Source organism: Colwellia sp. BRX8-9, from assembly GCF_014077245.1.
In the GTDB taxonomy this organism is placed as follows: domain Bacteria; phylum Pseudomonadota; class Gammaproteobacteria; order Enterobacterales; family Alteromonadaceae; genus Colwellia_A.
Window position 1 is genome coordinate 126,897 of sequence record NZ_JACGVN010000005.1, and the last position, 15,271, is coordinate 142,167.

The 15,271-nt window shown below is 37.1% G+C and carries 17 protein-coding genes; 8 read left to right on the plus strand and 9 right to left on the minus strand.

Annotated features, from left to right (window positions below):
* Positions 1 to 102 precede the first annotated feature (102 nt).
* Both msrP and msrQ read left to right on the plus strand, forming a co-directional pair.
* Positions 103 to 1,122: a protein-methionine-sulfoxide reductase catalytic subunit MsrP gene (gene msrP / locus H4J70_RS05905; protein WP_182230251.1), complete on the plus strand. Its 1,020-nt coding sequence runs from the start codon at positions 103 to 105 to the stop codon at positions 1,120 to 1,122.
* An 81-nt stretch (positions 1,123 to 1,203) separates the two neighbouring features.
* The gene (gene msrQ / locus H4J70_RS05910; protein WP_182221838.1) at positions 1,204 to 1,797 is read left to right on the plus strand and encodes a protein-methionine-sulfoxide reductase heme-binding subunit MsrQ; all 594 of its coding nucleotides are present in this window, start codon (positions 1,204 to 1,206) and stop codon (positions 1,795 to 1,797) included.
* 61 nt (positions 1,798 to 1,858) lie between these two features.
* Here the strand turns inward: msrQ and H4J70_RS05915 are convergent, their stop codons facing one another.
* The 3 genes from H4J70_RS05915 to H4J70_RS05925 form a co-directional block, all read right to left on the minus strand.
* Positions 1,859 to 4,087, minus strand: coding sequence for a M4 family metallopeptidase (locus H4J70_RS05915; RefSeq protein ID WP_182230250.1), 2,229 nt, complete (start codon positions 4,085 to 4,087; stop codon positions 1,859 to 1,861).
* Positions 4,088 to 4,430: 343 nt separating this feature from the next.
* Entirely contained in the window at positions 4,431 to 4,790 is a 360-nt protein-coding gene (locus H4J70_RS05920) for a hypothetical protein (protein WP_182230249.1), read from the minus strand.
* A gap of 40 nt (positions 4,791 to 4,830) precedes the next feature.
* Complete coding sequence (locus H4J70_RS05925) at positions 4,831 to 5,109, minus strand: peptidylprolyl isomerase (RefSeq protein ID WP_070375959.1); 279 nt, start codon at positions 5,107 to 5,109, stop codon at positions 4,831 to 4,833.
* A gap of 247 nt (positions 5,110 to 5,356) precedes the next feature.
* Here H4J70_RS05925 and H4J70_RS05930 point away from each other — a divergent pair, with 247 nt between their 5' ends.
* Positions 5,357 to 6,250, plus strand: coding sequence for a hydrogen peroxide-inducible genes activator (locus H4J70_RS05930; protein WP_182230248.1), 894 nt, complete (start codon positions 5,357 to 5,359; stop codon positions 6,248 to 6,250).
* 174 nt (positions 6,251 to 6,424) lie between these two features.
* Positions 6,425 to 6,793 carry a hypothetical protein gene (locus tag H4J70_RS05935; protein ID WP_182250772.1) on the plus strand — a complete coding sequence of 123 codons (369 nt, stop codon included), beginning with the start codon at positions 6,425 to 6,427 and terminating at the stop codon, positions 6,791 to 6,793.
* A gap of 30 nt (positions 6,794 to 6,823) precedes the next feature.
* On the opposite strand, the gene H4J70_RS05940 is transcribed toward H4J70_RS05935, so the two are convergent.
* From H4J70_RS05940 to H4J70_RS05955, 4 genes are read right to left on the minus strand one after another with little or no spacing between them, the layout of a single operon-like run.
* A complete protein-coding gene (locus H4J70_RS05940) occupies positions 6,824 to 7,219 on the minus strand; it encodes a CBS domain-containing protein (protein WP_182221833.1) in 396 nt (131 codons plus the stop codon).
* Positions 7,216 to 7,566: a P-II family nitrogen regulator gene (locus H4J70_RS05945; RefSeq protein WP_070375962.1), complete on the minus strand. Its 351-nt coding sequence runs from the start codon at positions 7,564 to 7,566 to the stop codon at positions 7,216 to 7,218. The genes H4J70_RS05940 and H4J70_RS05945 overlap by 4 nt, the downstream gene beginning before the upstream one ends.
* Before the next feature lie 4 nt (positions 7,567 to 7,570).
* Positions 7,571 to 8,437, minus strand: a complete 867-nt coding sequence (locus H4J70_RS05950; protein WP_182216510.1) for a DUF1538 domain-containing protein — start codon at positions 8,435 to 8,437, stop codon at positions 7,571 to 7,573.
* Positions 8,437 to 9,174 (minus strand): DUF1538 domain-containing protein, encoded by a 738-nt coding sequence (locus H4J70_RS05955; RefSeq protein ID WP_182216512.1) that lies wholly within the window; start codon positions 9,172 to 9,174, stop codon positions 8,437 to 8,439. The genes H4J70_RS05950 and H4J70_RS05955 overlap by 1 nt, the downstream gene beginning before the upstream one ends.
* A 282-nt stretch (positions 9,175 to 9,456) precedes the next feature.
* Here H4J70_RS05955 and H4J70_RS05960 point away from each other — a divergent pair, with 282 nt between their 5' ends.
* Both H4J70_RS05960 and H4J70_RS05965 read left to right on the plus strand, forming a co-directional pair.
* On the plus strand, positions 9,457 to 9,834 hold the full coding sequence (locus H4J70_RS05960) for a PA2779 family protein (protein ID WP_182230246.1): 378 nt from the start codon (positions 9,457 to 9,459) through the stop codon (positions 9,832 to 9,834).
* A gap of 40 nt (positions 9,835 to 9,874) precedes the next feature.
* Entirely contained in the window at positions 9,875 to 10,819 is a 945-nt protein-coding gene (locus H4J70_RS05965) for a PA2778 family cysteine peptidase (protein ID WP_220465996.1), read from the plus strand.
* 143 nt (positions 10,820 to 10,962) lie between these two features.
* Here H4J70_RS05965 and H4J70_RS05970 read toward each other — a convergent pair whose 3' ends face one another.
* Positions 10,963 to 11,427, minus strand: a complete 465-nt coding sequence (locus H4J70_RS05970; protein WP_182250773.1) for a hypothetical protein — start codon at positions 11,425 to 11,427, stop codon at positions 10,963 to 10,965.
* A 2-nt stretch (positions 11,428 to 11,429) separates the two neighbouring features.
* Positions 11,430 to 12,242: a PEP-CTERM sorting domain-containing protein gene (locus H4J70_RS05975; RefSeq protein WP_182242534.1), complete on the minus strand. Its 813-nt coding sequence runs from the start codon at positions 12,240 to 12,242 to the stop codon at positions 11,430 to 11,432.
* An 857-nt stretch (positions 12,243 to 13,099) separates the two neighbouring features.
* Between H4J70_RS05975 and H4J70_RS05980 the strand changes: the two genes are divergently transcribed.
* Together H4J70_RS05980 and galE are read left to right on the plus strand one after the other, a co-directional pair.
* The gene (locus H4J70_RS05980) at positions 13,100 to 13,768 is read left to right on the plus strand and encodes a GntR family transcriptional regulator (protein ID WP_070375969.1); all 669 of its coding nucleotides are present in this window, start codon (positions 13,100 to 13,102) and stop codon (positions 13,766 to 13,768) included.
* A gap of 364 nt (positions 13,769 to 14,132) precedes the next feature.
* Entirely contained in the window at positions 14,133 to 15,143 is a 1,011-nt protein-coding gene (galE, locus tag H4J70_RS05985) for a UDP-glucose 4-epimerase GalE (RefSeq protein ID WP_182216924.1), read from the plus strand.
* Positions 15,144 to 15,271: the final 128 nt, after the last annotated feature.

Genomic DNA, 15,271 nt, shown 5'->3' on the forward strand with positions numbered 1-15,271 from the left:
TTGATAGAACAGTAATATTATTTTATAAATAATGAAGTATTTCTCTATTTCTCGGGTCTATTGGTTTATCGTTAGTTAATTAATAACCTGAGAAGTCGCTTTATGTTAATTAAATCTCTTGGAAAATCTGCACTAAAAGAACATCAAGTTACCAACGAAAGTGTTTACTTAAAGCGTAGGCAGCTTATTAAGCAAATGGGTTTCTTCGGTGCCGGTACTTTATTATCTTCAACTATATCTAGTACTGTAAACGCCCAAGGTTTAGATTTTTTTTCATCAGAACCAGAAAACACCTTTCAACGTTATCCTTTAAAGTTCACGGCTGACGCTACTAATAATACTGAAGTGCTGACACCTGAAGCTAAGGTAACCAGCCATAATAATTTTTATGAATTTGGTATAGGTAAAAACGATCCCGTTAATAATGCGCAAAACTTCAATATTAAACCTTGGCAGCTCACGATAAGTGGTGAGTGTGATAAGCCTTATACTTTAGATTTAGATGATTTAACGAAAAGTTTTGCCCTTGAAGAGCGTATTTATCGGCTGCGATGTGTAGAAGCTTGGTCAATGGTTATCCCATGGGTTGGCTTTGAATTATCAAAACTATTAAAAAAGGCACAGCCGAACTCTCGGGCTAAGTATATTGCTTTTGAAACCTTACACGACCCAGAACAAATGCCAGGACAAGCAAGTAGACGGATGGGCGGCGGTATTGATTACCCTTATGTGGAAGGGTTACGTATTGATGAGGCGATGAACCCACTTACCTTAATGAGTGTCGGTCTCTATGGCAAAACATTACCAGCACAAAATGGTGCGCCAATCCGTTTAGTGGTGCCATGGAAATATGGTTTTAAAAGTATTAAATCGATTGTTGCAATAAAATTTGTTGAACATCCTCCTGCGTCAACATGGAATATTTTAGCCCCTAACGAATACGGCTTTTATGCCAATGTTAATCCTGACGTTGACCATCCAAGGTGGAGTCAAGCCAGTGAACGAAGATTAACTTCTGGCGGATTGTTTGCGCGTAACCGTATCGATACTTTGCCTTTTAATGGCTACGGTGAGGAAGTTGCCGATCTATATAGAAACCTTGATTTACGGAAAAACTTTTAAAAATAGCGACAGGGTAAAATCGTGAGTAGGGGCTTTATTGCCCCACTAATCTGTAGTAATAACTTGAGTCGTATCATCTCTATGAAGTATAAAGTTATTTTGTTTAAAGTTTTTGTCCACCTCGCGGCTTTTTTACCGCTAGCCAATGCTTATTATCTGGCTTTTACTGATCAACTAGGCGCTGATCCAGTTGAGGCCATTATTCATTTTACCGGTATTGGTGCGTTTAATTTATTGTTGTTAAGTTTAATGATAACGCCTTTAAGTAAGCGTTTTAAAATATCAATATTATTAAAAGTTCGCCGTTTAGTAGGCTTATATAGCTTTACTTATGCTTTCCTACATTTAACCAATTTCCTAGTGTTTGAAGTGCAGTTTGATTGGTCACTATTTGTGAGTGAAATACTTGAACGACCTTATATTACTATTGGTATGGCGGGGTTATTGATTTTGTTAACGCTTGCGATAACATCAATTTCGTTATTAAGAAAAAAAATGGGTAAAAATTGGCAAAAGCTCCATAATTGGGTTTACTTAGCTGTTGTTCTTGTTGGGATTCATTTTTATTGGTCGGTAAAGTCTGAAATCATAGAACCGAGTATTTATCTTTTTATTACTTTTCTTCTTTTAGCACTTCGTTTTAAAAAACTAAATAAGTGGATAAAAAAAGACTAGCCAAAAGCACCGGCTAGTCTTAACTTATTTATTATTTATAAAGTAATGACTATAAGTAAGTTTATGGATTTGCTTGCAATGTTAACGTCATACCTGAAGCTGTACTATAGCCAAATATATCTATATACCATGTACCTGCAGCAGGGTTTGTAAAGCTACAGCTTTCATTGTTACCATTTTTATAAGGTCGACAATCATAGGCAGAAGCTGTTGATTGTGCTCCTCGGCGAATATATAAGTCAGCATCACCTGACCCTCCTGAAAGGCTAATAGTCAGATCGGCATAACCTGCAGGTAAAACTTGAGTAAAGCGCTTCCACTGTCCTTTTGATACAGCAACATTCGACTCTGAACCATTAAGCGCAGGATTTCCTGTAGCAGCTTCTGTAAAACTACCTGTTAAGCTAACTCCCGAAAATGCTGAATAGGCTTTGACTCGAACATAATATGTTCCACCCGTTGATGTACCTGCACAAGACTCTACATTTCCGCCTTTATAAGGACGACAGTCATAGCTTGAATCGGTAGGTGCTGAACCAAACTTAACATACATATCAGCATCACCAGAACCACCCGTTGTTAAAAAGCTGATATCTGTTGCGCCCGATGGAACTTCCATCGTGTAAACAACGTCTGCATTTGTTGACGCACTTAGGTTCGTGGCAGCAACACCATTGGTTAATACATTACCCGTTGGAGGTGTTCCTGTTGTCGGACAAGCACCAACACCTACAGCACACCAAGCCGTTTCTACTGCTGTTTTTTCGGTAGCACCATATAAATCTTGTGCGGCTTGAGCTGTTGCCGCTCTTGCACCCGCAAAATTAGTATTTTGATTCATGTAGGTAACAAGTGCACGATAGAAAATCTTTTCGGCCTTTGCCATACCTATACTGGGTACTTGTGCCGTTGATTTGTTGCGCGGATGAGTACCACCGTCTACCAACAAAACATAAGCTAAATTAGCAATACCTGAGTTACCGTGAACACCACCTTGGTCATTACTATTACTTGGGTTACTTACAAAAGGAATGCGCTCTGGGTACCAATCTTTTGAGTAATTATCTTGAGTTGGATTATCCATGTAACGTAAGGCCTGACCTTGAGTGTTATATAAACCATCTCCCAATAACCATGAAGAACTTGTTGTGCCATTACGGTAAGCTTCGGCTGAGATACCAAGAATATCTGACCAAGCTTCGTTTAAGGCGCCTGATGCATTGGCATAAATTAGGTTTGCCGTTTTATCTGTGACACCGTGTGTTAATTCATGACCTATGATATCAAAGTCACTGGTAAAGTCGTTCATGCCACTAGATGCTTGACCATACATCATTTGTGAGCCCGTCCAATAAGCGTTGACTACACCTAAATCAACACTAGATACGAGTGTCATTCCATTGTTATCAAGGCTGTCGCGACCAAATTTACTTTGATAATAGTCATATACTTTTGACGCGCCATCATGTGCACGTTGTGCTGCGGCGTTACTGCCACAACTTTGTGTGTTAGTACATAACAAAGTACCTGGAGCCGAGTTTGCCGAACCGCCATTAAGCGTGTATGTCCGCCAATTTTTAGCAGAATGTACTTGTGGCTCTCTCGCTAAGATTTCAGAAGTATTCACATCAAAGTATATAAAATCACGACCAAAGTCTTCACCGCCATTATCCCATGATACTTCTAGTCTATAAGCGAGTTTAGTTTCTTCTGAAAGTGGTAGGTACACGTAAGCAAGCTCAGGAATATTTAACACGTCTCCAACACTTTCAGCAGCAACCAGTGCTTGTGCAGAGTCATTGCTTAATGCACTAGCGTTGTTCATTACTGAAAACGAAGGTAATGAATTAGTGGCTAATTTACCCGTAACTTTATAAACGCTACTTGCACTGTTACTTGCGTTAAAAGTATTTATTGGCGAATTAGTATGCATAATCATACTTGTACCATAAACTTTAATACCGTTAATCGTTTGATCAAAGTGAGTATGGCTTTTACCTAATTCATCAGTCCATTGGCGTCGAACTTTAAATTTTTCATTACCAACTGAGCCGTATGAGCTTTGATTTGAAATGATGTTTTGAAAGGCTTGTTCTGCAGGGTTTTTGATTACCAGTGGGTAATTTCCAAGCACTGGACTTGGGCTTGTTGGTGCCATAACCGGTGTTCCGGTGTTTGTTTCTTGTTGCAGTGAACTGGCGCTCATTTCAACAGCTGTTGCGTTCATTGTTGCAGCGGTAAGTGCTGCGCCAATAAGGAATGAAAGTTGAGAAATCTTATTATTTTGCATTAAGTGTTCCTAATTTTACTTAATTTATACTTGCATTAAAAGCCAAGTGATATTTTTATTTTCCTCCCTCATTCCTTTGATTAATTTGTCCTCCAATGGCCTTGAGGATTTTTTAGCCAGTCTTTGCTGACAAATCAACCGTAACATTGATTTAACATCTTTAGCAACAAATTGATCTATTATTAATATTTGATTAACAACTATATCAATAAATTATTGTTTAAAAAAATTTATGCGAAGTGATATTTGTGAAATAGGCAATGATTTATATAAGGAAAAATAAATAAAGATTCGAGAAAATAATAAAAGTATCTAACAAATTAATAAGGTATTAACGCGTTCGTTAATTAATAAAGGTTAGCGTGTTGGGTAGGCTATTGTTTAACGTTACAAAGGTAACCTTAGGTTGTTCTTGGTTATTAGGTACTATGCCTTCAACAAGCGCGACAATGGTTGTTGATGGTGCATTAGCACTTCTAGACGTTACGACGACAGAAACGAGTTTTCGCCACTGGCAACCAACAAATCCACAAATATCACCAAGCTCGAGTTGCTGGTAAGTTATTTGAAAGTTAGTGATAGATTTATCAGCAAGGTAATGAATTATTTTTTTATCTGCTTTTACCGCGTCAATTGCAATAGAATTAGCTTGGCAGTGATTTGAAATCGATAAAAGAAGCATCAATATTATAATTTTTGCCATTGATAACCTTTCCTTTATCGATTTTTGAGCAAACTGACTATTAAGAGCGAGCCGTTACTTCTAATAAATGATAACCAAATTGCGTTTTTACTGGTCCTTGAACTGTGTTTAAATCAGCAGTGAAAACCACTTCATCAAATTCTGGTACCATTTGACCACGGCCAAATGATCCTAAATCTCCACCTTGCATTTTTGAAGGACAGTTTGAGTGCTCCTGCGCTACAACCGCAAAATCTGCTCCATCTTCGATTTGTGCTTTAAGCGTTAAACATTGCTCTTCTGTATCTACTAATAAATGACGTGCTGATGCTTGTGACATGTTGCTTCCTATATGATGGTGTAAATTAATCCTCTAACTTTACCGTATCTTTAGAAAAAATTAAAGAAATCGATGGATTGAATTAATATTCATCAACTTTATACTCGATTTATTGATTAAAATGACAAGTTAACAATAAATTTATACTTTTGTCCTAGGGTCCTTATTCGGTGTTTGTTAAATCATAATCGTTTTATTTAATTGTGATGTGATAAATTAATCGTCATTACCCTTTGGACTTTGCCTTATGTTTTTACCGAATCTTAAACATTTACGCTATTTAATTGCGCTTTACCAAGAACAAAATTTTCATCGAGCAGCTAGTGCATGCTTTGTTAGTCAGTCAACCTTAAGCAGCGCTATTCTAAAATTAGAAGAACAGCTAAATTGTCAATTAATTGAACGTGACAACAAATCTTTTTTATTTACTACTCAGGGCATTGAAGTTGTTGAAAAATCCCGACAGTTATTAGTCTCGGCCAACGAATTAGTCAACTTTGCAAAACAACAAGGTAGTGAGTATACCGGCACCGTACGTATTGGTTGTATTCCAACGATTGCGCCATTCCTATTAACCGATTTTGTACGCGCCTGCCAAAGTAAACTTCCTGATTTAGCCTTGTTTTTACGTGAAGATACTACTGAAAACTTAATGAAGATGCTTAATAATGGTGAAATAGATGTGTTGATTCTAGCGTTGCCAATAGCAGTAAACAACTTTCATTGTCGATTAGTAGGTAAAGACAGGTTTTTTATGGCAGGTAATAAAAGGCTAGTAGAGACCTTTCAAAAAACAGACAGTTATAAACATTTACCAGAACAGAGTATTTTCTTATTATCATCAGAACATTGCCTTACTGAGCATGCCTTGTCGGCATGTAAACTTGCTGATAAATCGCGTATTCATTCTTTTTCTGCGTCAAGCTTGTCAACATTGGTACAGATGACCGCTTTTCATCAAGGTTTTACTTTTTTGCCTGAAATGGCGGTAAAGAAAAATATTGGGGAAAATGAGGGGTTAACCATTGCACCATTAGATCAAGATTATTATCGAGAAATTGGTGTGTTATGGCGAAAAACGTCAATGAGAAATGTTTTATATAATCAATTGTCAGCTGTGATAACTGACTTATTAATTTAATTAATCAAACTAACTAATCGATAACTCAGCTCACGGTAACGATTTATTGAACAATAGCTAAAGCATTATTTGCTAGTTAATTATAGTTAAGTGGTCTTTGTTTGTTCTAGCATAAGTTAATTTTTATACTGCTTGTTATTATAATTGGGTTATCGTTATTTTAGGAAGTTGTAGATGTTATTTTTGTATTTATATATTGGCTATTGTTTGGTTAAACTTTACTCAATTATTAATGTTCTATCACAGCAAAGTCTTGCTTTGTCAGCCATTATATTTTCAATAGTGGTCTTCTTTATTTGGTCTTTTATACCTGTGTTAGGCTATTTGTTGGCCAAACTTATCGGAGCAAAAGGGCAGTCTAGTGGCTATATTTTATTTATTATCGGTGTGGGTGTTGGCTTATTAGAGAATGCTTTATTTTATTTAAATGTTATTACACCTTATCAGGGAGACACCGGCACATTAATCGTTATGGGCGTATTTTTTATCACCGCTTATTTTTCTTTTAAAACGCCAAGATGTTTTACTCATAATAAAGCCTAAAGCATCACCTTAGACTTTATAACAGGGGTGCTATTCTATCTGGCTAAAAACCATATTAATGTAATCAACCATGCCAACAATTTCATTGTCTGCAACAACGGGGGCTAAGTGAATGCTAAAGCGTTCAAATAACCGAGCGCAATATCTTACATCCATATTTGGGTTAACACTTAAGATAGGTTTTGCCATTATTTCATATAAGTTTACCCGGTCGGGCGAACGGTCTTTTGCTAAGACCTCTTTCGCAATATCAGCAAGCATCACTAAACCGTATTCATCTTGAGGATTACGCTTATTGATAATTAAGGCATTAACATTATGCTTTTTTGCTAATTTAATACCTTCAGCAACAGTCATCATGCCATCAGCAAATTGATAGTTATCAGTGGTCATTGCATCTTTAACTTGTACTAATTTATGGATCATAGTTCTTCCTCAACTTTGCCTTTTAAGCGTTCTACTTGATGAGCTACGCCAACAGCATCTTCGACATTTAGTTGAATCGCAATACCTTTACCCGGATCTTGGTCAAACCCTGCGATTTTACTGATCCGTTCTAGAATTTTTCTTGATAAATGTTCTTCAACGACAAAAAGTAATACGTCTCTTTGTGTCTCAAGTTGCATACCAAAAAAGGTTCTTTGGCGTTTAATACCTTCACCTCTAGCATTATTTATTATCGTTGCGCCAGTGGCTCCAGCCATTCTGGCGCCTTTCATAACTTCGTCTGTTACACCGTCGTCAACAAATGCGACAATTAGTTTGAATTGCATGTGATCACCTGTTTAATTTATCTTGTCTTGAGCTTTTTGAGGGCTCTTGTTTTTTTCTTAAGCTGCGTTTATTAATATTAATTCGTTTTCTGTTTTCACTTTTTCGTTCGATTTGTTGGGCTTTTGCTTGGGTTAATTGTGCATAAGCCATTACAGCAATAATAGGAAATAAACTGGCAAAAGCGATTAAGCCAAAACCATCAATCAGTGGACTACGTCCCGGAATGGTACTGGCTAAACCTAAGCCTAAAGCGGCAACTAAAGGGACTGTGACTGTTGATGTGGTTACACCGCCAGAGTCGTAAGCCAGAGGCACAATTAGCTTAGGACAAAAAAAAGTTTGAATGACGACAACGATATAACCAGAGATAATATAGTAATGAATAGGATGACCAACCACGATTCGATAACTACCAAGGGCGATACCGATAGCAACACCAATCGCCACAGATATTCGTAAACTATTGGCCTTTATGGCTCCACCAGAAACTTCTTCTGCCTTTATTGCTACAGCAATCAATGACGGCTCAGCAATTGTAGTGCTAAAACCTATTGCAGCTGCAAAAATATATACCCAGAAGTAATCTGACCAATGAATACGAGTTAATACCTGTTCGCCAGTATGGATAAATTCTGGCGCTGTTAATTGTGTTGCCATCATTTTACCCAATGGAAATAAGGCTTTTTCTAGACCCAGTAAAAATAAAGCTAAACCAATTAATACATAAATAAAACCAAAGCCGACTTGTTTAATATGTGGAATGGGTTTGCGGATCACTAATAGTTGGAAACCTAAAATAATTGACAGTATTGGCAGTACGTCAATAATGGTGTTTTTTAAGGTAATTAAAAACTCAAAAAGTAAAGCCATTAATTGATCACCATGCCGTAAATCATCACAAAAACCATCGGGGTTAATGAAGCTAAAGCGATTAAGCCAAAACCATCGGTCATCGGGTTTCTACCTTTGATTGCAGAAGCTAAACCAACGCCCAGTGCAGTGACTAAGGGAACGGTAATGGTTGATGTAGTCACGCCACCTGAATCGTAAGCAATACCGATTATCCAACTTGGAGCAATCATTGTCATCATCACTACAAGTACATAGCCTCCCAAGATGAGGTATTGAATTGGCCAGCCACGTATAATACGTAATACACCAATCACAATGGCAAGCCCTACGGCAAATGCAACAGTAAAACGCAGTCCATTTGCATAGGAAATTTGTGCGGCTAAAGTATCTTTTATAATGCCACCAGAGGCGGCCACACTTGCTGCTTCTTTGGCTACAGCAATTAATGAAGGCTCGGCAACGGTGGTGCCAAAGCCCAGGCAAAAAGCGAAGGTAAGTAACCAACTAATGCTGCCTTTTTTTGCAAAGGCTTGTGCCATAGATTCGCCAATGGGAAATAGTCCCATTTCTAGGCCATAAATAAAAAAAGTCAGGCCGAGCACAACTAATGCTAAACCTACTAAAATATCACCAATATTTGGCATGGGTTGTTGGAGAACAGCAAATTGAAAAAAAGCGATCACTAAAATTATTGGCAGTAAGTCTTTGCAACTACCGAGTAATGCTTTTAAAAAAACGATAAGCTGTTGATTCATAAGAATAGTGTTTTAGTGGGTTTAGGGTATTATATAAAATGTGAAAAGTATTACTTTGTGCTGAATCAAACTAATTGTTTTATTTAAATTTAAGCTAAGCACAACGGATTAACCTTATATAAAATCAAGATGTCGCCTAACATTGTTAGGGTTTTCAATTATCTGTGCTAGAGTCATACTTTGATATATAACGGTTTGTGACTGGCTAAAGTAATTAACGCTTAGTCGTTAGCCTTATTTTATTTTACAAGTATCACTATTAATCATTAAGCGAGCAATAACATGAAAAAAATATCAATAGTATCCTGTGCAATATTTACTGTGTTGTTTAGCATCTCAAATGCTTTTGGCGCAGTTGTCCCTTCAAGCAATGTTATTCAACAGCAGCAAAGTTTGTATAACACCCAACAAGTTTTAAGCTTACTTGATGGTGCAGAAGTTCAAGAAAAGTTAGTTTCTTTGGGGGTTAATGTTGCCGATGCTCGAACTCGAGTGGCTAATATGACACAACAAGAACTCAATACTTTTAATTCAACCCTAAACGATATGCCTGCTGCTAGCGGAGTCGTTGGTACTATAGTCACTGTGCTAGTGGTTTTAGCTGTTTTGGATGTAATGGGTATAACTGATGTTTATTCATTCATTAGACCCATAAATTAAATTATAGGTGTTAAATTATACCTTTTGTAAAGCTGGCCTATTGTTCAGCTTTTTGTTTTTAGCTAATGGCTGTGCAACGCCACCGCAAAGCAAGGCACTCTTGGCTTCACCGCCTGACATTACGGCTAAACATCAAATTAACAACGTACCTTTCTTCCCCCAGCAAGATTTTTTTTGTGGTCCTGCAACGCTGTCTGAAGTTTTTAATTATTATGGGGTGGAAAAAGATCAACAAAGCTTAGCGGCTGAGTTATTTGTTCCAAAGTTAAAAGGTAGCTTTCAAATTGAGATGGTTGCTGCTGCTCGTCAAGCTGGTTTTGTTGCTTACGCACAAGAAGGTAATTTGGCTCAGTTATTGTCGTTAGTTAGCGAAGATATACCTGTTGTTGTTTTGCAAAATGTCTCAACGCCTTGGTATCCGATGTGGCATTATGCTGTGGTTACCGGTTATGACTTAAAAAAACAACTTATTACCCTGCATTCGGGTGACCTTGCTAATAGAGTTGCTGAGTTTAGTGTTTTTGAAAGAACATGGGCTAGAGGTAAATATTGGCTTTTAGCTGCGCTCCCCCCGACTAAAGCCAGTCAGTATTTGAAGCCATTCATTTATACGCGCGCAGCCCAAGATTTAATTTCAGTAGGGAAAAGCTCAGCGGGCATAACAGCGCTTACCCAAGCAACCAAGCAATGGCCAGATTATTGGCTACCTTATTTTTTATTGGGTAATTACTTTTTAAGCCACGATGTAAAACAAGCAAATTTTTGGTATCAACAAGGCTATAAATTAGCAACACAAGAGTCTGCTTACCTCAATAATTATGCTTATGCATTAAATGCGATAGGCTGTAACCAATTGGCAAAACAAACGATTGAACAAGCCTTAAGACTCGCACCGAAAGACGCTAACATTATTGATAGCCAACAAGCTATTTATCAAAGTAAAGAAACTGCACAATGTTCGATGTCATCTGTTTCACTGCATTAATGAGTTTAGCTTTTTCATGAACCTTTTAAAATTAATACTATGCGGTCAAGGAGACCTATTAATAACAAGTTCCCCCTTAGTGTTAGTACCGCTCAGTATTAGTTCACGCTAGTGCCAATCTAAGTAGGGGGTACTAATGGGGGTCACTTAAATAGTATGGTTGCTTTTTCTTTTGGTAATAAGGCGTCTGGCTGTTCTACTCGATAAAGACCATTAGTGTGCTTTTTTAATAACCAGAGACCCTCATTACCTATTTCTAAAACAACATCAGTACTCTTTAACATTCCATTAGCTGTGAAAGGTGGGAGTTCTATTAAAAGACTCTGTTGACTCGGTGATAGCCCTTTAAATACCTGTTCGATATAAATAGCACCCACACGAATAACTTGTTTGTTTGTAAGTGTTATATTTTGTTTATGTATTAGCTTTCCTGTTACAGCAACATCAGAAGCTTTAACAAGCGCTTGCGAGCTTAAAAATATTTGATCGCCATGAGCGACAAACGAATTTAGTAGCATAAATAAAAAAAGTAAACACGTACGTAGCTTAGTACAAAAGACTATTTTTTTTTGTACTATAGAACTATTTTTTAATAAAATAAAAGTCACCACTAATATTTTTTTCTTTTTACAACAAGCATAAGCAAGGCAGTTAACAATAACAAAATAGTGCTTGGTTCTGGAATAGCGGCGATTTGAACATCTCGAAGACCTACTCTCGTTATTAAAGTATCGAAATTTCTATTAGAGAAGGCACGGTCTAGTACTCGTTGGTTGTTTGGCATAGACGTTGGTGAAGCACCTGTTGCCATCAAACCATAATCCGACTCACCGGGGTTAAGTTCTTTGTTCGTTGGATGTGATAAGGAAAGAGAATGGCCAATTTCATGTGATGCTGTACCGGCTATCAGGTTAATCAGTTGTGTATTATTAGCGGCATAGCTGGCTAAGTATGTTGCTATATTATTGGTAAAAATTGAACCAATAACCTTCCCTTGCCCATACGATGTTAAAGCACATCCTGGGCAGGCATGACCTAAATATGACTCTCCACTGGTTACGTTACCGAATTGAAAATACGAGAATTGACTATCGCCATTGCTTGGGCCTGAACCTATTACGCCAACTTCGAAATTAATATTTAGCTCTTTGCCAGCCGATAAACCAGCATAGCTATAGCCAAAGAAGTCATTGCTGATCGCCGACGATATATTGTTAATAACGTCATTTAAGCCCATGTTACTAAAGCCATAGATAGATTCATCAAAAGCATTAGTCTTAGCGCCATACATATCAGTAGAGTCGATAGTCGTGAAGTCTAAAATGATCGTGGTTGCTGCAGATTTTGGCATAAATAATGCCATTGCAGTAACCAATAACAGTAAAGTGAATATTCTTTTTTTTATTATTTGGTGGTTTTGCATGGTAAGCCTTTGTGTTTGCCAAGTTATATATGAAAAAAATTACTCTATGGAGCTTAAAATCAATTAAAAAATGATTGTAGTTCGTTGTATAATACGACCAAGTTGTAGTTATCGCTATCTTATTGGTGATGTTATTGTTTAATATAATATTGCGTTATTTTAACGCATAAAAATGCCAAGTCCCAGTGTTGTATTGTAATCTCCATAGTTTTCTTCGTCATAAAAGGGTGTTGATGTTAATAACTTTATACGTCGATTAATGCCCTGTAATAGTTGTGTTACTTAAAGAATTTTTAACTAGCTGGCTAGTCTTTATTTTATTTGTCATTAAAAGGGTTATGGGGAAATTGACATTTAATAGTGCTAGCTGAGCTCTTTTCAAAGACAAGTAAACGGCTTTTAAAATAGGTGATTTCAGCAAGTGCTACTTTAAAGAGCAGATAATAATAATTAATAGAATTTATCCCTAATTAGAGGACAACTTAAAGGCCAATCTTGTTGCAAGTGAAATACTTTAATGTCGCGTAAAAATGATTTAGCGGTTGTCTATGAAATCATCATTTAATTGACAATAAGGTACCAACAGAAGTTGAAGTGTATTCATAAAAAAACAAGGTAAGCCATGCGTTTAGCGCTAATTAAATGGTCGTAATCACTGTTGGGAATGCAAATCAACTCCTCCCCCAATCATTGGTTATTAAAATCAGCCCTATGAGTCACTAACTAGATTATTAAGTCGGTAGGTTTGAAGTTATAACTTTCATTGATAACAACAATAAGCGGCTAATATTTGTTAGTCGCTTTTTTTTAGCTAATAAACCCTTATAATGTCAGCACACTTGCAAGAGAAGTACTTTATGACCATTGTTTATAAAACCCGAACTCAGTTAGTTGTTGAAACCCTTAGAGAGAAGATCCTCAGTGGCGAAATTCAAGCAGGACAACCTTTACGGCAAGCGGCATTAGCCGAAGAGTTAAATGTTAGTCGAATTCCGGTACGTGAAGCGTTACTACAATTAGAAGCTGAAGGTTTAGTTGCTTTTGAACCGCATAAAGGCGCTACAGCTACCGAGCTAAATGCTAGTCAAGTTGATGAATTATTTGAACTACGTGCTATGTTGGAAGCTGATTTGTTGGCGTCATCAATCCCTCGTCTTACGGTTGAAAAACTTGATGAAGCGACAGAACTTCTTGGAAAATTAGACAAAGCGCTTGGTAAAGAAAATGCGGCTAATACCTGGAGCGAATTGAACTCTGATTACCATAACTGTTTATACTCAGGGGCAAATCGTCCGCAAACACAAGACTTAGTAAACACCTTAAATAAAAATGCAGACCGTTATATTCGCATGCATTTATTATGGGCAGGGGGTATTTCAAAAGCAGAATCTGAACACAATGAATTACTCGCTTTATGTAAAGCCGGTAATATTGAAAAGTCTGTTGCTTTGTTAAAACAGCATATTTTGGGTTCTCGTGATGAAATAAAAGCGTTCCTTTGTGCAAGAGAGCTCGCAGAAGGATAATGTTAATTCAGCCTAACCAATAAAGTAGCGGCAAAATATTGTCTGTACTTTATATTGTTGGATAGTAAAACATAACGGCTACTATGTTTATTTGGGATGTATTAAATCACTTATAATATTTTTGCGTAGAATTTAGCCTGATAATATTGAGCATTGAGCATTGAGGCTAAGGTAACAGTCGAGCAGACACGGTAGAAATTTAATTATCCAAAAAATCCTTAGTAAGTTTATCGCGACAGTGTCAGAATATCACTCATAACACAGTGATTAAATAAAGTATCACTTTTCCATCGTCATCCTGAATGAATTTCAGTATCAATATGACGGCTTTAAGATCTCGGATCTATTTAAACAAGGACTAAAAATGAGTTTATTAATCACCGGCGGTACTGGATATATCGGTAGTCATACCGTGGTAGAGTTACTTAAATTAGATAAAGATATTGTTATCGTTGATAACTTATCAAATTCATCTACCTTAGTCCTTGATCGCGTTAAAGCGATTACCGGGAAAACAGTAACCTTTATTAAAGCTGATATTTGCGATGAAGCAGCGCTCGATGCTGTTTTTGAGCAATATAATATCGAAGCAGTTGTGCACTTTGCTGGCTTAAAAGCGGTTGGTGAATCAAACGAAATTCCACTGAGTTATTATCAAAATAATGTCTCAGGCTCTGTTACTTTATTTCAGGTGATGGCTAAACATGGCGTTAAAAATTTAGTTTTTAGCTCATCTGCAACTGTCTACGGTGAGAATAACCCATCACCATTAGATGAAACTATGCCAACTTCTGCGACTAACCCATATGGGCAAACTAAATTAATGGTTGAGCATGTGCTGTTTGATTTAGCGAAAAGTGATAGCGAATGGTCAATCGCATGTCTGCGTTATTTTAACCCGATTGGCGCACATGAATCAGGGACTATTGGTGAAAATCCTAATGGTATTCCTAATAATTTATTACCTTATGTTGCCCAAGTAGCTGTAGGACGTTTACCTCAACTACAAGTCTTTGGAGATGATTACGACACGCCAGACGGCACCGGTGTTCGTGATTACATTCATGTGGTAGATTTAGCGATTGGTCATGTTAAAGCGTTAGAGAGTTTAACAAAAATACAAGGCTGTAAAGCCATTAATATCGGTACGGGAAATGGTACATCGGTATTAGAAATAGTGAATACTTTTGAACAAATTAGTGGTCAAAACATCGCTTATAAAGTTGTACCGCGCCGCGCGGGTGATATTGGCACTGTTTACGCTAATGCATCATTAGCAAACAGCCTATTAGGCTGGCAAGCAACACGTAATTTAAATACTATGATTGCTGATACTTGGCGCTGGCAGTCACAAAACCCTAATGGGTTTGAGTAAGTTAATTTATTCAGTAAACCGCAATTTTAAGCATTGCACATCAAACTAAAAATCACTAAAGTAGCGGCCTTAATTGCCGCTATTTTTTTATGTTGGAATTGGTCTTAATTACACTTATGCACGCTGTA